A 23,906-nucleotide genomic window follows, 5' to 3' on the forward strand; every position below is an offset into this window, starting at 1 on the left:
CACCCCGCCGCTCGCCCGAGCTCGCCCCGTGGGACCCCCCCTGGGGTGGGGGGTGTGGGGGTGGCCGCCGGCGGGGGGGGCGCCCCCGCGGGGCGCCCCGCCCCCGTCGGGGGGCGGGCCCGCCGGTGGGTCACTGCATGACGGCCATGGCCAGAGCGCGCCGGGCGCGCAGCGACGCCCGCTCGGCGCGGCGCTGCATGCGCCGGGCCGCGGCGAGGCGCTGGGCCCTGCGTTCGGACTCGGCCTCCCGCAGGCGCTCTTGCATATGTGCGCGAGCCAGGGCTTCTGGGATGAGTTGCATCTCGCGGGTCCTGTTCTGGCGCGACTCGATCACGCCGGAGTTCGTGGGTGCGGTGGTGTCGGTGAGGGTGGGGTTCATCGGGTCCTGCTTCTGGGGGTCCCGTTGGGCGGGACGGTCGATCGTTCCTGTGCCGCTGGTGTACGCGCCGCTGAGGTTCATGCCGCGACCGGGTTCTTGCGCGGGCGGCCACGCGGACGCTTGCGGGGCACCACGACGCCCTGGACGAACAGTTCGCCGCCCCAGACGCCCCACGGCTCACGCCGGTCCTTGGCGCCGGCGAGACACGCCTCGCGCACCGGGCAGGTCTGGCACAGGGACTTGGCGTACTCCACGTCGGCCGGGGTCTCGGCGAAGAAGACCTCCGGGTCGTAGGTACGGCATGGCACGGCGGCGCCGAGTCGGTCGATCTCGTCGTCGAGCTCGGTGAGGGGCAGCAAGGGGGTCTCCTGGGAGTCGGGCGGGGGAATCAGGTCGGTGGCGACGGACGGGGTGTGCGTCTGGAGTTGCACGGTGGTGTGTTCCTCGTCTGTTCGGCCCGGCTGGTGGCCGGGCTCATGGGCAAAGCAAAAGGGCCGCGGATCCCGGTGTGGGTTCCGCGGCCCTGGAAGGTGCCGACCTGATCATGCCGATCAGGCTGGATCTCTCCAGGGTTCGTGCCCGCGGTGGGCCCACGTGTCCTGCTGCGTCTCGTACTGCTTCCGGGATTCGGCACCGTTGGCCGCCGCGCGGATGAAGGCATGCGCATTCGCTGCCTGTGCCGCTGCCGCTACTGCGGGTGCCTGGGCCGGTCGCTCGTCGCACTCGCCCTGGGGCAGGAACACCAGGGAAGCGGCACGGGAGACCTCAAGACCGGACAGTCGGCCGGAGCCGGACAGACCGGTGCCCGGGAGCGAGGCGCCGAGCATGCAGGTGGCGACGACCGAACGATCGGTCATTTTCTGGGTCTCGATGAAGCTGATCACTGGTCTCGCCTCCTCTCGGCGTCTCGGCGGACCGGAAAATCCGGTCCGGGCTTGTTCAGTACAACACGAATCCAGCGGATCCCGGAAGGCCCGTTGTCTCCGTGCCCGTGAAGGCTATGGGGATGCGCTCCACGCGCGCAAACTATTTTTCTGACGACTTTCCGGAGGTTCTTGCACCACCCTCCGGAAGATCGTCCGGCGACGGCTCGTCCGCTGCCGCAACGAGCTCCTCACCTGCGCACAGCGCGAGGACATCGGCGCCGAATCGGCCCAGCTTGCGTCCCCCCACTCCGGGGATGCCCGCCAGCTCGCCCTCGGTTCCCGGCGCGGACTCGGCGATCGCCATCAGGGTCTTGTCCGTGAAGACGCAGTACGCCGGCTGGCCCAACTGCCGGGCCCGCTCGGCCCGCCAGTCGCGCAGCCGCTCGTACAACGCCTCGTCGACCTCACAGGGGCAGTCGTCGCAGCGCATGAGCTTCATTTCACCCGCATCGGTGAGCGTCTTGCCGCAGACCCGGCAGCGGGCGGGTGACCGGCTCCGACGCTTGCTCGCGCCCCTGGCCGCGGCGCCGCGCTCGATGCCGCCCGCGACGGCTGCCGCCGCACGGCGCCCGGCGCCTCCCGATCCGGGCCGCAGCCCGTCCAGGAAGCGGCTGGGACGCCGGACGGCGCGGCCGCCCGGCGAGCGCGACAGGGACCACGACAGGCCCAGGTGCAGGCGGGCCCGGGTCACGCCGACATACAGCAGGCGGCGCTCCTCCTCCGTCTGCTCGTCCGTCTTGGCGTAGGTGATCGGCATCATGCCCTCGGTGAGGCCGACCAGGAAGACGGCGTCCCACTCCAGGCCCTTGGCCGCGTGGAACGAGGCGAGCGTCACACCTTCGACGGTCGGCGCGTGCTGGGCGTTGGCCCGCTCGTCCAGCTCGGCGACCAGATCGGCGAGGGTGGCCGCCGACCGGGCCTTGGCGAAGTCCTCGGCGAGGCGGACCAGCGCGGCCAGCGACTCCCAGCGGTCCCGCACCGCGCCGGACCCGGCCGGGGGCACGCTCGTCCACCCCATGTCGCTCAGCACGGCCCGCACCTCGGACGGGAGGTCCACGGCGTCGTCCAGGAGGGCGTCGTTGGCGCCGAAGCGGGCGGCGCCGCGCAGCTTGACGCCCGCCTCCCGCACCTCGGGCCGCTCGAAGAACCGCTCGGCACCCCGGAGCTGGTAGGGCACGCCGAGGTCGGCGAGCGCCTGCTCGTAGACCTCGGACTGGGCATTGATGCGGTAGAGGACCGCTATCTCGCTCGCCGGTACGCCGGAGGCGATCAGATCGCGGATCCGGCGGGCGGTGCCTTCCGCCTCGGCGGGCTCGTCCCCGTACTCGACGTACACCGGCTCGGGGCCGGTGTCCCGCTGGGAGACCAGCTCCAGGCGGTGCTCGGCGGCGCGGCCGCGCGCCTGGGACAGGAGGCCGTTGGCGAGGTGCACGACCTGGGGGGTGGAGCGGTAGTCGCGGACCAGCTTGACGACCGTGGCGTTCGGATGGCGGGTGCGGAAGTTCAGCAGGTGGTCGGGGGTGGCGCCGGTGAAGCTGTAGATCGTCTGGCTGGCGTCGCCGACGACGCAGAGGTTGTCGCGGTCGCCGAGCCACAGGTCGAGCAGCCGCTGCTGGAGCGGGCTGACGTCCTGGTACTCGTCCACGACGAAGTGCTGGTACTGGGCGCGGACCTGCTCGGCGATGTCGTGCCGGTCCTGGAGGACGCCGACGGTCAGCAGCAGCACGTCCTCGAAATCGATGGTCCCCCGGTCGCGCTTGAGCTGCTCGTACGTCCCGTAGATCTGCCCGATCTCGGCCGGGTCGCGAGGGGCCTCGCGGCCGGCCTTGCGGACGGCGGCCGGATAGTCGGCGGGCACGGTCTGGGTGACCTTGGACCACTCGATCTCGCCCGTGACATCGCGCAGCTCGTTGCGGTCCAGGCGGACGCGGCAGCGGGCGGCGGCCTCGGAGACCAACTGGATCTTGCGCTCCAGCAGCCGCGGCACCTCACCGCCGACCGCCTTGGGCCAGAAGTACTGGAGCTGGCGCAGCGCGGCGGAGTGGAACGTCCTCGCCTGCACCCCGGCCGCCCCGAGCTGGCGCAGCCGTCCGCGCATCTCCCCCGCCGCGCGGGCGGTGAAGGTGACGGCGAGCACCGTGGAGGGCTGCAGGATGCCCGCACGCACGCCGTACGCGATGCGGTGGGTGATCGCGCGGGTCTTGCCCGTCCCGGCGCCCGCCAGGACGCACACGGGGCCGTGCAGGGCCGTGGCGACCTCGCGTTGCTCGGGGTCCAGGCCGTCGAGCACCGCGTCGGCACCCTCGGGCGCGGCCGGGAACTGGGTCGCGGCCGCAACCTGCGGGAAGAGAGTGGAGTCCGATGCTGCTGTCACCCCGCCATGCTGCCAGGTCGACCGGGGCAGCCGGGAAAGTTGTCCACAGCCGCCACCCCCGGTCGTACGAATACGCGGGCCTACGGGTGGGCTCCCGTACGCGTATGGGAGCGGTCCGGCACGGGCGGGAATGGTCCGGGCCGGACCGGCGTTCTTCCACTGCAAACACGCCGAGCTTGAAGGAGCGCGAGGACCCATGGCGGGCACTGTGACGATGTACAGCACCACGTGGTGCGGATACTGCCGTCGGCTGAAGGGCCAGATGGACCGCGAGGGAATCGCGTACACCGAGATCAACATCGAGCAGGACCCCGAGTCGGCGGCCTTCGTCGAAAAGGCCAACGGCGGCAACCAGACCGTGCCCACGGTCCTCTTCCCCGACGGCTCCACCCTGACCAACCCGTCCCTGGCCCAGGTCAAGCAGGCTCTCGGCGCCTGAGACCCGGTTCACACGCGCGAACCCCCGGCCGTTGCGGCCGGGGGTTCGTCGTGCGCGTTCGTCGCGGCCGGGGGGGGCGTCACGCCCGTGTCACTCCCGATCACTCCGGACGGCGGCTGTACCGCCCCACCGTCTCCTTCGACGTGGAGGCGTCCTTGAAGATCAGCTCCCACGGTCCGGTGTTCACGTCGAAGTCCTTGCCGAAGCCGACCCACTTCCCGGCCATGCGCCTGCCGGTCGGCTCGGCCAGTAGCTGGAGGGCGCCGTGGTAGCGGGCGCCCGCGTAGTAGTCGCCTGTCGCGGTCTGCTCCACCCAGGTGCCGGTGACCACGTTCCCGTCCACGGTGAGGTCGAGGGACAGGGGCGAGTCGGGGTGGGACGACGCTCCGGGCAGTGACCGGCCGGTGAGACGGTCGCCGTGCTGCACCAGCACGACGTAGTGGGCGCCGGTGTGGGTCTGCCCCCTGCCGGACGAGTAGAACTCGTACCGGCTGAGCCACACGCCCGCGTAGTGCGCGCGCCCCGTCGTCCGGGCGGCCGACTCGGCGTCGCCGGACGCGGCGGCCACACCGTCCGCCCCAGGGGTCACATCATGCCCTCCAGCACCGTCGTCCCGGACGCGGGCCATGACCGACAGGGCGAAGCCGAGCGACTCGATGGGCAGCCCGGTGACCTTTTCCAGGGCACGTACGTAGACGGGCCGGGGTACGCGTGTGGTGCCGCCTTCCCAGCGCTGCACGAGCCGTTTGTTGGCGTCGTTGGGTTCGCCGGCCTCGTCGCCCGCCTTCCGCAGCGCACGGGCCATGTCGTCCTGGCTCATGCGAAGGGAGAGGCGAGCCGCCCGTAGGGCTTCGTTCGCTGTGAGGTCCGGCGCCGTCGTCATAGATCCAAGCTAGACCCAACTCCGGCGAAGTGACACCGATTTGACGTCTTGCCTGTGACGCCGTTCGGACACTGGACGGACGTCCTGACGCCGTCGCGGTGGCGTGCGGCCGCCCGGAAGCATGAGCGCCATGAGCGAGAACCCGACGGACAGGTGCGAGGTATGCGAAACATGCGAGCTGCTGAAGGCCCTCGAAGCCGAAGGGCGGGCGAGCCGGGATCAGTCGATGGAGGTGGACGCCCGGGTGCGGTATCGGCGGCATGTGAGGGAGGCGCACCGGCGGGAGGTTCCGCTGCCGTTGTGAGGGTGGTGGAGGGCGTGGTTCCGCCGTGTCCGTTCGCCTGCGCCCTCTGTGTGGCCAAGGGCAGGCAGTAGGGCAGCCCTTCCCCCCGCTGGGCAGGCGGCCGGGGCCTGGTGGGGCCCCGGCCGGTTGCCGTTACGGCTTCGGCAGCGGCTTGCCGTACCACAGTTCGATCAGGCGGGCGGCGATGGAGATGCCGTACGCGGGGAGGACCTCGCCGGACTCGAAGGCGGCCTTCAGGTCCTCGCGGGAGAACCAGCGGGCCTCTTCGATCTCCTCGCCGTCGACCTGGATCTCGGAGGACGTGGCGCGGGCCATGAAGCCGAGCATCAGGCTGGAGGGGAAGGGCCACGGCTGGCTCGCGACGTACTCGACCTCGCCGACGACCACGCCCGCCTCCTCGAAGACCTCGCGGGCCACCGACTGCTCGATGGATTCGCCGGGCTCGACGAAACCGGCGAGGGTGGAGAAACGGCCCTCCGGCCAGTGCACCTGGCGGCCGAGCAGCGCGCGGTCCTCCTCGTCCGTGACGAGCATGATCACGGCCGGGTCGGTGCGCGGGTAGTGTTCGGCGCCGCAGGCGGGGCAGCGGCGGATGTGGCCCGCCGCCGCGATGACGGTGCGTTCGCCGCAGCGGGAGCAGAAGCGGTGCAGGCGCTGCCAGTTCTCCAGGGCGACGGCGTGCACGAGCAGCCCCGCGTCGCGCGGGGAGAGCAGCAGGCCCGCCTCACGCAGGCCGGCCGGGCGCGCGGACTGGTCCATGCGCCCCGGCAGCGAGTCCTTCTGGAGCGCGAAGTAGCGCACGCCGTCCTCGTCGGTACCGAGGAAGTAGCGGTGCGTCTCGGTGAGCGGCGCCTCGAAGGACGGCGTCATGACGAGTTCGGTGCGGCCGTCGGGGGTGTCGTCGACCAGCGCCTGGCCTCCGGAGACCACGAAGACGCGCGTCGTCGGGTGGCTCCAGGCGGCCGCGAGCCAGGCCTCGTCGAGGCGGTGGTGGGCGGCCCGGTCGATGCCGCTCGGTGCGCTGAAGGTGATCGGCCGGTCGGCGCTGTGGTCGGTCCAGGTGGTCACTGCGGTTTCCAACTCCCCCTATGGCGTGGGTGATTGCTGCCCGGGGGCGCGGCCGCCGGGCGGTTGGCGGTACGGGCGGTGTGGGTGGGACGGCGGGTGCGCGGGGCGGGCGGCGGCCACGGCGGCGGTACGCGGGCCGCCTCACCGGACGCGGGGAACACGGGCGGTGCGGATGACGTGGGTGGTGTGCGTGGCGTGGGCGGGTGGTGGCCGGTGCTGACGACGCGCTGGGCGGCGGCGGACGCGGGAGCCCCCGCGCCGCCCGTCGTCGCCGGACGGCGGGAGACGGGCAGGCCGTGGGAGACGGGCAGGCCGTGGGGGCGGCCCGCGCCGGTGTCCGGCATGCAGGCCGCCGGCCCGGTCACGGGCGCGGAGGCCGGTACGGCGCGGTCACCCCTCAAGCCACGCGCCAGTTCTCCGCCAGGTCGCCCCACAGGTGCGCGGCGGTCTCGACGCCCTTCATCAGCAGGTCCAGTTCGACCTTCTCGTTCGGGGCGTGCCAGCCGTCCGAGGGGATGGATATGCCGAGGAAGAGGACCGGTACGCCGAGGACGTCCTGGAGGTCGGCGGCCGGGCCCGAGCCGCCCTCGCGGGTGAAGCGGATCTTCTGGCCGAAGGCACGGCCCATGGCCCGTACGACGGATTGCAGGGCGGGGTGGTCGAGCGGGGTCAGGCAGGGGCGGGTGGCGCCCCAGAAGGTGATGTCGTGGCGGATGCCGTCGGGCAGGCGGGCGGCGACCCAGTCCCGTACGGCCTGCTGGACGCCGGCCGCGTCCTGGCCCGCCACCAGGCGGAAGGACAGCTTGAGCTGCGCCGCGGACGGCACGATGGTCTTGCCGCCGGGGCCTTGGTAGCCGCCGCTGATGCCGTTGACCTCGGCGGTGGGGCGGGCCCAGATCCGCTCCAGGGTGCTGTGGCCGGCTTCGCCGAGCGCGGCGTGCGAGTGGGCCGTACGCAGCCACTCGGGCTCGTCGAAGGGCAGCTCGGCGAAGAGTTCGCGCTCGCGGTCGGTCAGCTCGACGACGCCGTCGTAGAAGCCGGGGACGGCCACCCGGCGGTCCTCGTCGTGCAGCGCGGCGGCCAGCCGGGCGGCCTCGGTGGCCGGGTTGGGCACCGCGCCGCCGAAGGACCCGGAGTGGATGTCCTGGTCGGGGCCGTACAGGTCGATCTGGCAGTCGGTGAGGCCGCGCATGCCCGTGCAGACGGTCGGGGTGTCCTTGGACCACATGCCGGTGTCGGAGACGATCACCGTGTCGCAGGCCAGCCGGTCGGCGTGCTTGGTGATCAGCGCCGGGAAGTTCGGGGAGCCGGACTCCTCCTCGCCCTCGATGAGGAATTTGAGGTTGACGGCCGGGGCGGTGCGGCCGGTCGCGGCGAGGTGGGCGCGTACGCCGAGGGTGTGGAAGAACACCTGGCCCTTGTCGTCGGCGGCACCACGCGCGTACAGCTTCCCGTCGACGGTCTGCGGCTCGAAGGGGTCAGTGCGCCAGCCGTCCTCGCGGGCGGCGGGCTGCACGTCGTGGTGGCCGTAGACGAGGACGGTGGGGGCCGACGGGTCCCCGGAGGGCCACTCGGCGAAGACCGCGGGCGCGCCGTCCGTCTCCCAGATCTCGGCGGTGGGGAAGCCGGTCGCGGTGAGCCGTCCGGCGAGCCACTCGGCGCTGCGGCGCACGTCGGCGGCGCGCTCCGGGTCGGCGGACACCGAGGGGATGCGCAGCCAGGCGGCCAGGTCGTCGAGGAACTCTTCGCGGTGGACGTTGATGTACGCGCGGACGGCGCTGTCCGAGGTGGTGCTCATACGTCCGAGCCTATCCGGCTCACGGGCACGGTCCGCCGCCGGTCCCGACGATCTTGTCACCTCTGCCGTCATCGTCCGTCACCTGCCGTCGCTGTCGCCGTCATGGCCGGTGGCGGGGCCGGTGGCGGCACGGGGGGCGGCGTCGGTGGCGTCGGCGGTCCGGTCGTGCTCGCCGAGGAGGATGCGCTCCAGTCCGGCCCGGTCGGGCAGCCGCTGCGGCCGTACGGTCTCGCCGCTGCGTACGTACAGGAACGCGGCGTCGACCGCGGACAGGGGCAGGCCGTGCTGCTCGGCCCAGGCCACGCGGTAGAGGGCCAATTGGAGCGGGTCGGCGGTCTGGGCGTGGTGGGTCTTCCAGTCGATGATCTCGTAGGTGTCCCCCTGGGGTCCGCGGCTGCGGTAGACGGCGTCGATACGGCCGCGGATCACCCGACCCGCGAGGGTGACCTGCACCGGGACCTCGATGCGGTACGGGGTGCGCCGGGCGTACGGGCTGCGGGCGAAGGCCTCCTTGAGGGCCTCCAGGTCGTCCTCGTCCCTGATGGGGTCCGCCTCCCCGGCCGCTTCCTGCGCGCGGGCCTCGTGGCCGTACGCGCCACCCGGCAGCTCGTCGGGGCCGAGCAGGGGCAGCGTCAGCTCCTCGAAGCGCGACTCCACCCAGGCGTGGAAGCGCGTACCGCGGCGGGCGGCGGGCCGGGGCGGGTGCGGCATGGGGCGGGCCAGCTCCCGGGTGAAGCCGTCCGGGTCGGACGCGAGCCACAGCAACTGCGAGGCGCTGAGCGAGGACGGCAGGGGGACGTCCCGGACGGTCGCGCGGGCGCGGCGCAGCTCGTCGGCGAGCGCGTCGAGATCGCGGTCCCAGGAGGCGACGGTGCGGCGCTCCTCGGGGAGGAGGGGAGTGGGAGCGGAGTCGGGGGCGGGGCCGGTGGCGGCTTCGAGAGCCGGGGCCGCTTCGGGGGTCCGGGCTGTCCGGGGGGCCGAGGTGGGCTCGGGGGGCTGGGCTTGGGCCGGTACGTGAGGACGCCCGCCTCCGGTGCCCACGGCTTCGCCCGCCCGGTCCTCGTCCTGCGGGTGCGCGGGCCGTTCGGCGCTCCAGGCGTCCCAGTCGGCGAGGCCGTGCTCGGAGACGGGCTCGGCGGCGGGCCGCTGGGGGGCCTCGAAGGCGTCCCCGTCGGCGTACATGTCCTCGTACGGATCATCGTCGGGTGGCGGCGGCCACTCCGGGTCGTGGACGGGCCGGACCGGGCCGGGCGGCAGGGCCGGACCGGGCACCGCCGCGGCTCCGGCACCCGCCGCCGGGTGCGGGGCGTCATGGGCGGCGGCGGCCTCCGGGGCATCGGCCGCGGTGGCGTGTGGCGGCACCGCGCCGCCACCTGGGGCGTCCGCCGACACCGCCGACGTCCCGTCCAGATACGCCCGGACCGTCGCCGCGGCCGCGCGCCGGCGCTCCTTCGCCACCGCGTCCAGCGGCAGTGGCCACTCCAGCTCGGCCTCCGCCTCCTTCAGCGACGGATTCTCCGCGCCCTCCTCCGGTGCCTCGGCCCACTCCTCGATCTCGCCGTGGCCCGCCTCGCAGTGCGCGCGCAGTGCCTCCAGGAAGGCGGACGGGCCGCGCGGGCGCTTCTGGTCGGGGCCCCACCAGTGGCCGGAGCCGAGCAGCAGGGAACGCGGGCGGGTGAAGGTCACATACCCGAGGCGCAGCTCCTCCACGGACTGGTGGTCCTTCATCTCCTCCTTGAAGGACTTCAGGCCGCGGCTGCTCCAGTCGGCCACGTCCGGCAGCGTCGCGGCGTCGCCGCGCAGGGCGTGCGGCAGCACCTTGGGCTGGGTGAGCCAGGAATCGCGGGACTGCTCGCTGGGGAACTGCTTGCCGACCAGGCCGGGAACGGCGACCACGTCCCACTCCAGGCCCTTGGACTTGTGGGCGGTCAGCACCTTGACCGTGTTCTCACCGCCCGGGAGGGAGCTGTCCAGGCCCTTCTCGTGCTGCACGGCCGTGCGCAGGAAGCCCAGGAAGGCGAGGAGCGTCGCGTCGCCGTCCAGGGCCGCGCCGCCCTGCTTGGCGGCGAAGCCGGCGGCGATGTCCAGGAAGGTGCCCAGGGTCTCCCGGCGGCGGGCCGCCAGGGCGCGCGGGGACGCGGAGAGTTCGACCTCCAGGCCGGTGACGGACAGCACCCGGTGCAGTACGTCCATCAGGGGGTCGCCCAGCGAACGTCGCAGCTCGCGCAGTTCGCGCGCCACGTAGGCGAAGCGGACGCGCGCCTCCGGGGAGAACGGCAGGCCGTCGTCGGGGCGGCCGTCCGACTCCAGGAACGTGTCGAGCGCGTCGGCGAGCGAGATCGTCTCGGCCGGGTCGACGCCCTCCACGGCCTCGGCCAGCCGCCGTTCGGGGTCCTCGGACTGACCGGCCCGGTGGACCAGCAGCCGCGCCCGGCGGCCCAGGAGGGCCAGGTCGCGGGGGCCGATGCGCCAGCGCGGGCCGATCAGCAGCCGTACCAGGGCGGCGTTGGCCGTGGGGTCCTGGAGGACCTCGCACACCGCCACCAGATCGGCGATCTCCGGCAGGTGCAGCAGCCCGGACAGGCCGACGACCTCGACCGGGACGTCTCGCGCGACCAGCTCGCCCTGGATACGGGCGAAGTCGCCGGCGGTCCGGCACAGCACCGCGATCTCACCGGGCGGGGTGCCCGTCCGCACCAGATGGGCGATGCTCCCGGCGAGCCAGGTCATCTCCTCCGCGTGGGTGGGCAGCAGCGCACAGCGCACCATGCCGTCGCGCTCCGCGCCCGGCGCCGGGCGCAGCGCCTCGACGCCCGCGTGCCGGGCGCGGAGCGGCGCGGCGAGGCCGTTGGCCAGGTCGAGCAGCCGGCCGCCGCTGCGGCGGTTCTGGCTGAGGGCGGAGCGCCCGGCCGGGCTGCCGTCCTCGAAGGGGAAGTGGTCAGGGAAGTCGTCCAGGTTGGCGACGGAGGCGCCGCGCCATCCGTAGATGGCCTGGCAGGGGTCGCCGACGGCGGTCACCGCATGGCCCGTACCCCCGCCGAACAGGCCGGACAGCATGATCCGCTGGGCCACGGAGGTGTCCTGGTACTCGTCCAGGAGGACGACCCTGAAATCCTCCCGGAGCAGCGCGCCCACCTCGGGGCGGGTGGTCGCGAGGGTCGCCGACAGGGCGATCTGGTCGCCGAAGTCCAGCAGCTCGCGCCGGCGCTTCTCGGCGCGGTATGCCCGGACCAGCTCCAGCAGCTCCAGGCGTCCGCGGGCCGTCTCGGGCACCTTGCGCAGGTCGGCGTTGGAGAGCTTGACCCGGTCGAGGGCGGCGAGCAGCTCGGTGTCGTACGCCCGCAGCCGGTCCGGCTCCACCAGGTGCTCGGCCAGCTCGCCGTCGAGCGCGAGCAGGTCCTCCACCAGGGAGGGCAGCGACTTCGTGAGCGCCGGATACGGGCCGGGGGCGGTGCGCAGCACCCGGGCGGCGAGCTGGAAGCGGGTGGCGTCGGCGAGCAGGCGGGCGCTGGGCTCCAGGCCGATGCGCAGGCCGTGGTCCTTGAGGAGTTGGCCCGCGAAGGAGTGGTACGTCGAGATCCGGGGCTCGCCCGGGACGCCGTCCGCGCCGGGCGGGCCCCCGGGCCCCGGACCACCGGACCCCGGGGCGCCATGCCCCGTACCGCCGCCCCCCGGAACGCCCGCGCCGAACGGATCGGCCGGCTCCGTCACCCCGGCCGCGGCCAGGGCCTTGCGGACGCGCTCGGCCAGCTCGCCCGCCGCCTTGTTCGTGAACGTCAGCCCGAGCACCTGCTCCGGGGCGACCTGGCCCGTGCCGACCAGCCACACCACGCGCGCGGCCATGACCGTGGTCTTGCCGGAACCGGCGCCGGCCACGACGACCTGCGGGGCGGGCGGTGCGGTGATGCAGGCCGTCTGCTCCGGGGTGAACGGGATGCCGAGGAGCTGCTTGAGCTGCTCGGGGTCGGTGATGCGAGCTGACACATCCGAGACCGTATCGGCCCCCACTGACAATCGCGGCAAACGCCTGCTGAGCGGGCCCGCGCGGCGCCCTGGAGCCGGTGATCCCCGGGAGCGGAGCGCCCTGGGCCGGTGATCACCGGTAGCGGAGCGGACGCCCGCCGTACGCGGAGCGGGTGATCACCGCCCGGAGCCGGCACGGCTGCCGCACCCCGGCTGCCGCGCCCCGGCCGCCGCGCCCCGGGTGCCGGGCTCCGGGCCCCGGGTGTCGGCTCCGGTCGCCGCGCCCCGCTCGCCCCGTCACTCCACCACGTGCTGCCCCTCGGGCAGGGCCGAGCAGGCGCTGCGGAACGTGCAGTGGGTGCAGTGCTGCCCCGTGGTGGGCGTGAAGCGCTCCTCCAGGACGCGGCCGGCGGCGGTGGCGAGCAGCTCGCCCACCCACTCACCGTCCAGCGGCCCCTGCGCCTGGACGGCGGGGAGCGCGTCCCCGCCCTCCTTCTGGGGGGCGCCGAGCCGCAGGTGGACGAGTTCCGCACCGCCCGGCTCGGGCCGCTGCCCCTCGAAGGCGGCGTCCACCGCGCCGGTGCGCACCGCCAACTGGTACACGGCGAGCTGCGGGTGGCGGGCGACCTCCGGACCGGTCGGCTTCTGCTTGCCGGTCTTGAAGTCGACGACGTACGCCCGGCCCTCCGCGTCCCGCTCGACGCGGTCCATGCTCCCCCGGATGCGGACGGCGTACTCGCCCGCTTCGAGGGTGACGTCGAAGGCGTGCTCGGTCGCGACGGTCTCGCGGCCCAGCGTGCCGCGCTCCATCACGTGCCAGCGCAGGAAGCGCTCCAGGGCGGCGCGCGCGTTCTCCTTCTCCTGCCGTGACTTCCAGGGCGCGTCGAACGCGAGCGCGTCCCATACGGAGTCCAGGCGCTCCATCAGGACGGACAGGTCGGCAGGCGTACGGCCGGAGGCGACCTCGTCGGCGAGGACGTGCACGACGTTGCCGAAACCCTGGGCGGCGGTCGCGGGCGTGTCCGCCTTCACCTCGCGCCCCAGGAACCACTGCAGCGCGCAGGTGTTGGCGAGCTGGTCGAGCGCGCTGCCGGAGAGGGCCACGGGGCGGTCGCGGTCGCGCAGCGGCACGGTGCTGTGCGTCGGCTCGTACAGCCCCCACCACTGATCGGGGTGGGCGGCCGACACCAGCGGCTGCCCGTCGTCGTCCCGCAGCGCCGCCAGCTTCGCCAGCCGTCGCGCGGCGGCCTCCCGGAGCGCCGGGGTGGCGGCCGGGTCGACGGTGGTGGCCCGCAGCTCCGCGACGAGCGCGGCGACCGACAGCGGACGGCGGGGGCGCCCGGTGACGTCCTGCGGCTCCACACCCAGCTCGGTCAGGAAGCGGGACGGCTGGTCGCCGTCGTCGGACGCGGCCTTGACGGCGGTGACCACCAGGCGCTCGCGGGCCCGGGTCGCCGCCACGTAGAACAGCCGGCGCTCCTCGGTGAGCAGCGCGCCCGGAGGCAGCGGTTCGGCCAGCCCGTCCCGGCCGATCCGGTCCGCCTCCAGGAGCGAGCCGCGGCGGCGCAGGTCGGGCCAGAGCCCTTCCTGTACGCCGGCCACGACGACGAGCCGCCACTCCAGGCCCTTGGAACGGTGCGCGGTCATCAGGCGCACCGCGTCGGGGCGGACGGTCCGGCGGGTCAGGGTGTCGGCCGCGATGTCCTGGGCGTCCAGTTCCTCCAGGAAGTTCAGGGCGCCCCGGCCGCCGGTACGGGCCTCCGCGCGCGCGGCGGTCTCGAACAGCGCCACGACGGCGTCCAGGTCGCGGTCGGCGTTCCGGGCCGCCGCGCCGCCGCGCCGGGCGGTCCGCTCCAGCCGTTGCGACCAGGTGGGCGTGCCGTTCCACAGCGTCCACAGGGCCTCTTCGGCGGTGCCGCCGCGGGCCAGCAGGTCGCGGGTGGTGCGCAGCAGCTCGCCGAGCTGCCGCGCGCCCCGCGCGTACGCCGGATCGTGTGCGACCAGGCGCTCCGGTTCGGCGAGCGCCCGCGCGATCAGTTCGTCCGAGGGCCGCGGCACGTCCTGCCCGGCGGCCCGCTCCTCCTCGCGCAGCGCCCGCCCGAGCCGGCGCAGGTCAGCGGCGTCCATACCGCCGAGGGGGGAGGTCAGCAGCTCTATGGCCGTCTCGGGGGAAAGCCGGCCGTGGGCGGCGGGGTGCCCGCCGTCGAGGGGCGCCGCCTCCTCCGGAGAGGACGGCGGGGCGTCCTCGGGGGCCGCCCCCCATGCGTCGACCGGCTCGTCGTCCGGGTCCGGCACGGGCCCGCCCTGGTCCGGCACGGGCTCGTCGTCCGGACCCGGCACCGGCTTGTACGGGCCCGGCACCGGCTCGTCCTCCGGACCCGTCCCCGACGCGCCGGCCGGTTCCTCCGTCCCCGCGCCGCCCTCCGCGTCCGCCGTGCCGTACTCCGAGCCCGCACCCCCCACGACGCCGATCTCCCCCGCCCCGGAACCCGTCCCGGAATCCGTCCCGGCAACCGCTCCCGAAGCCGCCACCCGCAGGGCCGTCAGCAGCGGCGCCACCGCCGGTTCCTGCCGCAGCGGCAGCTCGTCGCCGTCGATCTCCAGGGGCACGCCGGCCGAGGTCAGGGCCCGCCGCACACCGGGGATGGAGCGGCCGCCGGCGCGCACGAGGACGGCCATGTCGCGCCACGGCACGCCGTCCTCCAGGTGCGCGCGCCGCAGGATGTCCGCGATGTTGTCCAGCTCGGCGCCCGGCGTCGGATACGTGTAGACCTCGACGCGGCCACCGTCCCGTACCGCCGTCAGGTCGCGGTGCGCCCGTACCGCCCGGGCCGGCAGCCGGGTCAGCGGCATACGGGCGGTGAGCCGCCGGGTGGCCGCCAGAAGGTCCGCGCCCGAGCGGCGCGAGGTGCCGAGCACCTCGACCGGCGCCGGGGTGCCGTCCGTACGCGGGAACATCGCCGGGAAGTCGAGGATGCCGTTGACGTCGGCGCCGCGGAAGGCGTAGATCGACTGGTCCGGGTCGCCGAAGGCGACGAGCGTACGGCCGCCGCCGGCCAGCGCGCGCAGCAGCCGTACCTGCGCGGCGTCGGTGTCCTGGTATTCGTCGACGAACACCGTGTCGTAGCGCGCCGCCAGCTCCGTCGCGACCTCGTCGCGCTCCGCGAGCAGCACCGCGCGGTGTACGAGTTCGGCGTAGTCCAGCATGCCCTGGGCGTCCAGCACGTCCAGGTACTCGGCCAGGAACCCGGCCGCCGCGCCCCAGTCGGGCCGCCCCGTACGGCGCGCGAAGTCGGCGAGCGCGTCCGGGCCCAGCCCCAGCTCGCGGCTGCGGGCGAGCACCGCGCGGACCTCGTCGGCGAAGCCGCGCGTCGTCAGGCACGCGCGCAGTTCGTCCGGCCAGCGCACCCGGGCCCGCCCGGCCGCCGCCAGCCCGGCCTGCCCTTCGAGAAGCTCACGTACGACGAGGTCCTGCTCGGGGCCGGACAGCAGCCGCAGCGGGTCGGCGAACAGGTCGGCGTCCTGGTGGGCCCGTACGAGCGCGTAACAGTACGAGTGGAAGGTGGTCGCCTGCGGGGCGGCGGCACTGCCCAGACGCGAGGCGATCCGGTCCCGCAGCTCGACGGCGGCCTTGCGGCTGAAGGTCAGCACGAGCAGCCGCTCGGGGTCGGCGCCGTCCCGTACGCGCCGGGCGACCGCCTCCACGAGCGTCGTGGTCTTGCCCGTACCGGGACCGGCGAGGACCAGCAGCGGCCCGGCGTCATGGTCAACCACAGCGCGCTGGCGTGCGTCCAAAGCAGGAGGGTCCGCCGGTCCCGGCCGGGTACGCACCAGTCGGTACGCGCCGGCGGCATCCCGCCGCGCCGGCCGCCGGCGCGGCTGCGCGGACGGCATGGCCGAGGCCGAGGCCGAGAAGGAGGAACTCACGTGGATCGCCGGTCCTGGGAGGAGGTGCTGGTCGTGGTGCGCACCGCGGTGCGGGGCGGGCTCGTGCGGCCACCGCGCCGGACGCCGGGCGGCGGGGCGGTGGTGCGGGCCGTGCCCGACGCTACGCCAGGTGGCGCACGAGCCGCAGTCCGTCCCACGACGGTACGCCGGATACGGACGTCCCCACGACGGATGCGTACGTCCGTGCCACACGCCGCGCACGGAGCGAGAGCGCCGCGTGCGACCGGTGGGCTGGACGGGACCGGCGCGCCACCGGACCGGCCCGGCGCGGCGAAGGGACCCCCCGCGGCGAAGCATCCGAGAGCGGCGGAGAAGCCGTGGACGGTGATGAGGCCGTGGGCGTGGAAGAGGCCGAGCACACCGAAGCGACCGAGCGCACCAAAGGGGCCGAGCGCGGCAAAGGGGCCGAGCGCGGCCAACGGTCTGAGAACGCCGGACGCTCCGGACGGCCCGAACGCTCCGGGTGTTCCGGACGCTCCCACCGCTCCGACCAGCAAGAAACCCACACTCCCGCCGGCAAGAACCCCCCGATCCGGCCCCCCGCCCCAGGTCCCCGCATCACCCGGACGGACGCACTCCGCCCAGAATCCCCGCGCACGGACAGACGCCGCCCCGAGGGCACGCCTGCGGTCACACCCCGCCCCGAGGCCACGCCCACGGACGCGCCCCGCTCCGATCCCGTACGGACGTGCACGCTCCGGTCACTCCCGCCTCCCGCGCACCCTCTCAGCCGCACACCCCCGGATCGCGCCCGTCCCAGCGCGCCCGCCGCAGGTCGAGGCGCGGGACGTGGCCCTCGGCGGACCGGGGCGCCTCGCGCAGTGGTGTGCCTTCGTCCCGGTAGTGCGCCAGCGCGCGCAGTTCGCTGCCGGGCAGCAACCGGCCGTCCGCGCGCACGACGCGCCACCACGGCACGGCGCCCCCGTACAGGGACATCACCCGGCCCACCTGGCGCGGCCCGCCCACGCGCCGCCCGCCGCCGGTGTCCGCGGCCCCTTCGGCGCCGGGCGGCTCCTCCCCCGCGAGCCACTCGGCGACATCGCCGTACGTCATCACCCGCCCGGGCGGAATCAGCTCGGCGACCCCGAGGACCCGTTCCGCGTACTCGGGGATCTCCCCGGCGCCGGGGCCGGGCGGGCTCCCCTCGGACTCGGTCCCGTCTTCGCCGCGCTCGGCGCCACCCTGCGGAAAGTCTCCCGTCGTCCCACTCATTCGGCCCATCCTGCACCACGCCACCGACAGTCCCGTCCCGTCCGCGCGGTGCCCCGCCGACGGCGTGCGGGGACCGGCACGGCGGCGTATGTTCCGTTTCCCGGCCCTTCGAAATGCACCCTGATGCCCCCCACCTCCTCCCGGCCATGCCACCATCTTCCGGGCGGTGACTGGTGATACGAGATCAAGAAGAGACGGCCGAACAGCAGGGTGCGGTGCCTCCACGGGAGGCCGGCACCCCTGAGGCGCTGTCCTCCGCCACCCCCGCCCGGGGGGACGGAAAACCACGGGGGAAGCCGTCACAGGCTTCCGAGACCGAAAAGGCGAGCACGATCGAGAAGGCCGGAAGAGCCGACGAGTCCGCGCGTCCGGAGGGGCCGGACCAGCCCTGCCGGGCCGATACGGCGACCGCCTCCACCGGAGCGGAGGGCGCGGCAGCGCGGGGCGCGGCAGAAGAGGAAGGCACCGTCGGCGGGACGGCCGGGCCGGACCGGCCGGGTGGCGCCGCCCGTACGGGCGCGTCGTCCGCACCCGGAGGCGACAGTTCGCACGGGACGCCCGAAGGCGCCGGCTCGCACCAGGCACCGGGAGGCGACAGCGCCCCCCAACCTGCCAAAACTGCCGACAAAGCAGATAAAACCGATAAAGTCGATAAAGCCGCCAGAGGCAGCAAGAGCAACAAACCCGACAAGTCCGAACGCCCCGCCCCGCCCCGCGACCACGTGGGCAGCGAGTTCCACGTCGACCAGGTCTCCGGTGACGAGCCGCTGCTCCCGGCCCGGGTGCACCGCCCGTCCGACCTGATGCGCCTGCTGCTCGGCATCGTCGGCATCGCGCTGGTGCTGCTGCTGGCGACCTTCGCCCACGGCACGACCCAGGGCCTGCAGAACGACATCGGCGAGGGCGCCGGGCTGGCACCGCGGCTGTTGATCAACTTCGCCGGGCTGGCATCGAGTGTGGCCGTCCTGATCGTGCCGGTGGCCTTCGCCGTCGAGCGGCTGATCAAACGGGACGGGCTGCGGATCGCGGACGGGGTGCTGGCCGCGGTCCTGGCGCACGGTGTCTCGCTCGCCACCGATCTGTGGGTCGCCGAGGCCGCCCCGGAGTCCATCCAGGTCGCGCTGACCCAGCCGCTGGCCAACGGCGGACTGACCGCGCCGGTGCACAGCTACCTCGCACCGGTCATCGCGTACATGACGGCGGTGGGAATGTCGCGGCGCCCGCGCTGGCGGGTGGCGATGTGGTGCGTGCTGCTCCTCGACGCGTTCGCCGTGCTCGTGGGCCGCTACACGACACCGTTCGCGATCGTCACCACCATCCTCATCGGCTGGACGGTGGCCTTCGGGACGCTGTACGCGGTCGGCTCGCCCAATGTGCGCCCCACCGGCCAGAACCTCCTCGCCGGGCTGCGCCGGGTCGGTTTCCATCCGGTCAGCGCGGTGCGCGCCGAGGACATCGGCAACCCCGAACACCCGGAGCACGCCGACCGCGGCCGCCGCTACATCGTCACCCTGGAGGACGGCCCGCCCATCGACGTGACCGTCGTGGACCGCGAGCGGCAGGCACAGGGCTTCTTCTACCGGGTCTGGCGGCGGCTGTCGCTGCGCGGCATCAACCAGCGCCGCAGCCTGCAGTCGCTGCGCCAGGCGCTGGAGCAGGAGGCGCTGCTGGCGTACGCGGCCATCGCGGCCGGTGCCAACGCGCCGAAGCTGATCGCCACCTCCGAGCTGGGCCCGGACGCGGTGATGCTGGTGTACGAGCACATCGACGGCCGGCCGCTGGACGCGCTGCCGGACGAGGAGATCACCGATGAGCTGATGCGCAACGCCTGGCGGCAGGTGGCGGCGCTCCAGTCGCGGCGCATCGCGCACCGGCGCCTGGTGGGTGACGCCCTTCTGGTGGATCGTTCCGGCAGGATTTTCCTGACCGATCTGCGCGGGGGTGAGATCGCGGCGGGCGACCTCGTCCTGCGGATGGACGCCGCGCAGCTCCTGACCACGTTCGCGCTGCGGGTCGGCGCCGAGCGGGCGGTGGCCGGCGCCGTCGACGTGCTCGGCCCGGACGCGGTCGCCGACAGCCTGCCGCTGCTCCAGCCGATCGCGCTCAGCCGTACCACCCGGGCCACGCTGCGCCAGCTCGCCCGCGAGCGCTCGGCGCGGGAGCGCGAGGCGGTCCTGGAGGCGTCGCGCGCCGCAAAGGAGCGCAAGGCCGCCGAGGCGGCCGGGCGGGGCGGCGCGCACACCCACGAGGGCCCGAGCAACCGCAAGGAGCTGCGCGCCGAGAAACACGCCGAGAAGCGGGCGGTCGACGAGGCGCTGGAGGAGGCCCGCGAGGAGGACCTGCTCTCGCAGATCCGCCAGCAGGTGCTGCTGATCCGGCCGACGGCACCGGTCGAGCCGGCCCGTCTGGAACGGATCCGGCCGCGTACCCTCGTGAGCTGGATCGCCGGTGTCTTCGCCGCGTACTTCCTGCTCTCGCAGATCACTCACGCCAACCTCGGCCAGGTGGTCGAGGCGCAGTGGCTGTGGGTGGTGGCGGCGATGGCCTTCTCGGCGCTGACCTACCCGGCCGCGGCGATGAGCCTGCTCGGCTTCGTACCGGAGAAGGTGTCCTTCCTGCGGACGGTTGTCGCGCAGGTGGCGGGCAACTTCGTCAAGCTGGTCGCGCCGGCCGCGGTGGGCGGCGTGGCGCTCAACACCCGCTTCCTGCAGCGCTCGGGCCTCCGGTCCGGTCTCGCGGTGGCGAGCGTGGGCGCGTCCCAGCTCTTCGGTCTGGGCTGTCACATCGTGCTGCTGCTGACCTTCGGCTATCTGACCGGCACCGAGCGCACGCCGTCGCTGTCCCCGTCCCGCGCGGTCATCGCGGGCCTGCTGACGGCGGCCGTGCTGGTGCTGGTGGTCACCGCGGTCCCGGTCCTGCGCAAGTTCATCGGTACGCGCGTACGGTCGCTGTTCGCGGGCGTGGTGCCGCGCATGCTGGACGTACTCCAGCGCCCGAAGAAGCTGGCGGTCGGCATCAGCGGCACGCTGCTGCTCACGGCGGCGAACGTGCTGTGCCTGGACGCCTCGATCCGCGCGTTCGGCGGTGGCGGGCAACTGAGTTACGCGGCCATCGCGGTGGTCTTCCTCGCGGGCAACGCGGTGGGCTCCGCGGCGCCGACCCCCGGCGGTGTGGCCGCCATCGAGAGCGCGCTGACCGCCACCCTGACGCTGGCCGGGCTCACCGCGGACATCGCGTTCCCTTCGGTGCTGCTCTTCCGGCTGATGACGTTCTGGCTGCCGGTACTGCCGGGCTGGCTCTCGTTCACGCACCTGACCCGCAAGGGCCGGATCTGACCGGGCCGCCCGTGGTACGGCCGAGGGCCCGCACACTTCCCGGTGTGCGGGCCCTCGTGCTCCGTGCGGCGTGCCGACGGGCAGGCGGTCAGTAGACCGGCTTCTCCGGCTCGACCGTGTTGACCCAGCCGATGACGCCGCCGCCGACGTGTACCGCGTCCGCGAAGCCGGCGGACTTCAGGACGGCGAGGACCTCGGCGGAGCGGACGCCCGTCTTGCAGTGCAGGACGATCTTCCGGTCCTGCGGGAGGTCCTGGAGGGCGCCGCCCATCAGGAACTCGTTCTTGGGGATCAGCTTGGCGCCGGGGATCGAGACGATCTCGTACTCGTTCGGCTCGCGGACGTCGATGATCTCGATCTTCTCGTCCGTGTCGATCCACTCCTTGAGCTGCTGCGGAGTGATCGTGGAGCCGGCCGCCGCCTCCTGGGCCTCCTCGGAGACGACGCCGCAGAAGGCCTCGTAGTCGATGAGTTCGGTGACCGTCGGGTTCTCGCCGCAGACCGCGCAGTCGGGGTCCTTGCGGACCTTGACCTGGCGGTACGTCATCTCCAGCGCGTCGTAGATCATCAGGCGGCCGACCAGCGGGTCACCGATGCCGGCCAGCAGCTTGATCGCCTCGTTGACCTGGATCGAGCCGATGGACGCGCACAGCACGCCCAGCACGCCGCCCTCGGCGCAGGAGGGGACCATGCCGGGCGGCGGGGGCTCCGGGTACAGGCAGCGGTAGCAGGGGCCGTGCTCGCTCCAGAAGACCGACGCCTGCCCGTCGAAGCGGTAGATCGAGCCCCAGACGTACGGCTTGTTCAGCAGTACGCAGGCGTCGTTGACCAGATAGCGGGTGGCGAAGTTGTCCGTGCCGTCGACGATCAGGTCGTACTGCGCGAAGAGGTCCATGACGTTGGTGGAGTCGAGGCGCTCTTCGTGCAGGTTGACCGTGACGTACGGGTTGATGCCCAGCACCGTGTCCTTGGCGGACGCGGCCTTGGAGCGCCCGATGTCCGCCTGACTGTGGATGATCTGGCGCTGGAGGTTGGACTCGTCGACCTCGTCGAACTCCACGATGCCGAGGGTGCCGACGCCCGCCGCGGCCAGGTACATCAGCGCGGGCGAGCCCAGACCGCCGGCGCCGACGCACAGCACCTTGGCGTTCTTCAGCCGCTTCTGCCCGTCCATCCCGACATCCGGGATGATCAGGTGGCGGGAGTACCTGCGGACCTCGTCGACGGTGAGCTCCGATGCGGGCTCGACCAGGGGTGGCAGCGACACGGGGACTCCGTTTGTCGGTATCTCGATGGGCGACCCCCCGCCCCGGGCGGGCCCGGAGCAAGGGACGGTGGTCTCCCCGTAACACTGCCACGCCCTTCTTCATTCCGAGACACCAGGTCCGATACGCGAGACGAAGGTGTCCCAGTAGCCGGGCAGCGCCTCCCAGGCGTCCCCTCCGTGGTCGGCGCGGTCGGTGAAATAGACGGTTCCGGCGCCCTGCCAGCGGGCGATCCGCAGGGCTTCTTCCAGGTGGGTGCGGGGGACGCCGTGCACGAGGTGGCAGAAGCGGTGCGCCGGGTACTCGGCGGTCCACTCCGCCGCTTGTGACCAGCGGTAGTCGGACCAGCGTCCGGCGAAGGTGACGAGCTGGTCGGCGACCTCCGCGAAGCCGGGGTACGGATGGCGGCCGTGCCCGGTGACGAGGTGCGCGCGGTCCTGGAGGGCCCGCAGGGTGGTGGTCAGCCGCCGGGTCTCGGACAGCAGTGTCCGGTCCGTGGGACAGCGGTCCAGATAGAAGCCGTCGACCTTGTACCAGTCCAGGAAGCGGTGCGCGTCGGAGACCAGCTCGCCGAACGGACGCGCACCGTGCCCCAGGTCGAGATGGCCCAGCAGCCGGGCCCCCGCGTCACGCAACTGGGCGGCGGTCGGCAGGCAGTACGGGTCGGGGCGCACCCCGGGCCCCCGCGCGACGTTGAGCACCACCCAGTGCAGCGCCGCCGCGCCGCCGCGTGGCCCCGGCGCCCGCCGCGCGGCTCCGGTGCAGGCCAGCCCCCGGGACAGACGCAGCAGCTCGGCCCACTCGGCGGGTGCCAGCAGCGGATGGGCGAAGCCCGGAACACCGACACCGAGCGGCGCGGCACCCGTCACGGCGGGCCCGGAATCCAGGGGCGTCGTCAGATACGACATGCGGCCTCCATCCAGATGTCGGCGAGGGACTCCTCCAGCCCGATCCGCGGCCGCCACCCCAGGCGGTCGCGGGCGGTGCGCACGTCCGCCTGCTGCCAGCTCCCGCACCCGTCCGGATAGGGGTACGCGGGAGGGACGGCCCCGTGTTCAGAGGTCGGCCCCGGAATGGCGAGCCGGGCGGCGGCGGGGCCACCGGCGGAGTAGCCGGGCGCGGTGTCCAGTTCGTGGAGCGAGCCGCCGAACCCGGCGACCCGGGCGAGCAGGGCGGCCGCCTCACGCAGCCGTACGGCGTGCCCCGTGCCGATGTTGACCACGCCCTGCGCGGCGGAGAGCGAGGCGGCGTGCACGGCCCGCGCCACGTCCCGTACGTCCACGAAGTCACGCTGCACGCCCAGGCCGCCCAGCTTCAGCTCGTTGTCCCCGGACTGCATCGCGCGCCGCATCGCCTCGGCGAGCCGACCGAGCGGTGAGCCGGCCGGGGTGCCCGGACCGACCGGGGAGAAGACCCGCAGGACGACGGCGTCCAGGCCGGAGCCGAGGACGAGTTCGGTGGCGGCCAGCTTGCTGACGCCGTACGGACCGCCGGGCCGCGGCACGGCGTCCTCGGCGGTCGAGGAGCCGGGCTGCGACGGCCCGTACTCGGACGCGCAGCCCAGGTGCACGAGCCGGGCGCCACAACTGCTGCGCCGCAGCGACTCGCAGACCGTGGCGACCGCGACGGTGTTGTGCCGGGTCAGGTCGCGGGCGCCGCCGCGGGTCGTGCCCGAGCAGTTGACCACCACGCCGGGGTGGACGGCGTCCAGGAAGCGGGTGAGCGCGCCCGGACTGCCGGACGCCAGGTCGAAGCGGACGTCCGCGTCGTCGCCCCGCCCGAGGGCGGTGAGTTGGACGGCCGGGTCGGCGAGCAGCCGGTCGGCGACGTAACGGCCGAGGTACCCGTTGGCACCGATGAGCAGCACCCTCATCGCGCGCCCCCCCGGTCCCGGTGTGCTTCGGTGGGGTGGACGTTCATGATGTCGTTCTCCTCTTGCGGTGGGTTGGGGACGTGGTCCGGCGCCGGCGGCGACGGCCACCGCCGCGGGGGCCGGGCGGTGGCGGTGTACG

Annotated in this window: 15 protein-coding genes; 2 read left to right on the top strand and 13 right to left on the bottom strand. The window is 73.9% G+C overall.

Annotated features, from left to right (window positions below; translation table 11 throughout):
* Positions 1-130: 130 nt before the first annotated feature.
* From ACH4EB_RS27245 to ACH4EB_RS27260, 4 genes are all read right to left on the bottom strand, one after another.
* Positions 131-460 carry a hypothetical protein gene (locus ACH4EB_RS27245; protein WP_398350448.1) on the bottom strand — a complete coding sequence of 110 codons (330 nt, stop codon included), beginning with the start codon at positions 458-460 and terminating at the stop codon, positions 131-133.
* Complete coding sequence (locus tag ACH4EB_RS27250; RefSeq protein ID WP_003984433.1) at positions 457-810, bottom strand: WhiB family transcriptional regulator; 354 nt, start codon at positions 808-810, stop codon at positions 457-459. Before ACH4EB_RS27250 ends, ACH4EB_RS27245 begins: the two co-directional genes overlap by 4 nt.
* Positions 811-930: 120 nt before the next feature.
* The gene (locus ACH4EB_RS27255) at positions 931-1,263 is read right to left on the bottom strand and encodes a hypothetical protein (RefSeq protein WP_398350449.1); all 333 of its coding nucleotides are present in this window, start codon (positions 1,261-1,263) and stop codon (positions 931-933) included.
* A gap of 142 nt (positions 1,264-1,405) precedes the next feature.
* Entirely contained in the window at positions 1,406-3,679 is a 2,274-nt protein-coding gene (locus ACH4EB_RS27260) for an ATP-dependent DNA helicase UvrD2 (protein ID WP_398350450.1), read from the bottom strand.
* A 196-nt stretch (positions 3,680-3,875) separates the two neighbouring features.
* Here ACH4EB_RS27260 and ACH4EB_RS27265 point away from each other — a divergent pair, with 196 nt between their 5' ends.
* On the top strand, positions 3,876-4,118 hold the full coding sequence (locus ACH4EB_RS27265; RefSeq protein ID WP_030640890.1) for a mycoredoxin: 243 nt from the start codon (positions 3,876-3,878) through the stop codon (positions 4,116-4,118).
* Positions 4,119-4,218: 100 nt separating this feature from the next.
* On the opposite strand, the gene ACH4EB_RS27270 is transcribed toward ACH4EB_RS27265, so the two are convergent.
* The 6 genes from ACH4EB_RS27270 to ACH4EB_RS27295 form a co-directional block, all read right to left on the bottom strand.
* Positions 4,219-4,938, bottom strand: a complete 720-nt coding sequence (locus ACH4EB_RS27270; RefSeq protein ID WP_398350452.1) for an XRE family transcriptional regulator — start codon at positions 4,936-4,938, stop codon at positions 4,219-4,221.
* 499 nt (positions 4,939-5,437) lie between these two features.
* On the bottom strand, positions 5,438-6,373 hold the full coding sequence (nudC, locus tag ACH4EB_RS27275; protein WP_398350454.1) for an NAD(+) diphosphatase: 936 nt from the start codon (positions 6,371-6,373) through the stop codon (positions 5,438-5,440).
* Between the two features lie 397 nt (positions 6,374-6,770).
* Complete coding sequence (locus ACH4EB_RS27280; protein ID WP_398350456.1) at positions 6,771-8,171, bottom strand: dipeptidase; 1,401 nt, start codon at positions 8,169-8,171, stop codon at positions 6,771-6,773.
* A gap of 78 nt (positions 8,172-8,249) precedes the next feature.
* Complete coding sequence (locus ACH4EB_RS27285; protein WP_398350458.1) at positions 8,250-12,155, bottom strand: UvrD-helicase domain-containing protein; 3,906 nt, start codon at positions 12,153-12,155, stop codon at positions 8,250-8,252.
* A gap of 276 nt (positions 12,156-12,431) precedes the next feature.
* Entirely contained in the window at positions 12,432-16,028 is a 3,597-nt protein-coding gene (locus tag ACH4EB_RS27290) for a UvrD-helicase domain-containing protein (protein WP_398350584.1), read from the bottom strand.
* Positions 16,029-16,808: 780 nt separating this feature from the next.
* Positions 16,809-17,294 (bottom strand): MGMT family protein, encoded by a 486-nt coding sequence (locus ACH4EB_RS27295; protein WP_398350460.1) that lies wholly within the window; start codon positions 17,292-17,294, stop codon positions 16,809-16,811.
* An 803-nt stretch (positions 17,295-18,097) separates the two neighbouring features.
* Here ACH4EB_RS27295 and ACH4EB_RS27300 point away from each other — a divergent pair.
* Positions 18,098-20,629, top strand: a complete 2,532-nt coding sequence (locus tag ACH4EB_RS27300) for a lysylphosphatidylglycerol synthase domain-containing protein (RefSeq protein ID WP_398350585.1) — start codon at positions 18,098-18,100, stop codon at positions 20,627-20,629.
* Positions 20,630-20,717: 88 nt separating this feature from the next.
* On the opposite strand, the gene moeZ is transcribed toward ACH4EB_RS27300, so the two are convergent.
* From moeZ to ACH4EB_RS27315, 3 genes are all read right to left on the bottom strand, one after another.
* Positions 20,718-21,896: an adenylyltransferase/sulfurtransferase MoeZ gene (gene moeZ / locus ACH4EB_RS27305; RefSeq protein ID WP_398350461.1), complete on the bottom strand. Its 1,179-nt coding sequence runs from the start codon at positions 21,894-21,896 to the stop codon at positions 20,718-20,720.
* A gap of 99 nt (positions 21,897-21,995) precedes the next feature.
* A complete protein-coding gene (locus ACH4EB_RS27310) occupies positions 21,996-22,802 on the bottom strand; it encodes a spherulation-specific family 4 protein (RefSeq protein WP_398350463.1) in 807 nt (268 codons plus the stop codon).
* A complete protein-coding gene (locus ACH4EB_RS27315; RefSeq protein WP_398350464.1) occupies positions 22,790-23,767 on the bottom strand; it encodes an NAD-dependent epimerase/dehydratase family protein in 978 nt (325 codons plus the stop codon). Before ACH4EB_RS27315 ends, ACH4EB_RS27310 begins: the two co-directional genes overlap by 13 nt.
* Between the last annotated feature and the right edge of the window lie 139 nt (positions 23,768-23,906).

The organism is Streptomyces sp. NPDC018045 (genome assembly GCF_044327445.1).
Taxonomy (GTDB): Bacteria; Actinomycetota; Actinomycetes; order Streptomycetales; family Streptomycetaceae; genus Streptomyces.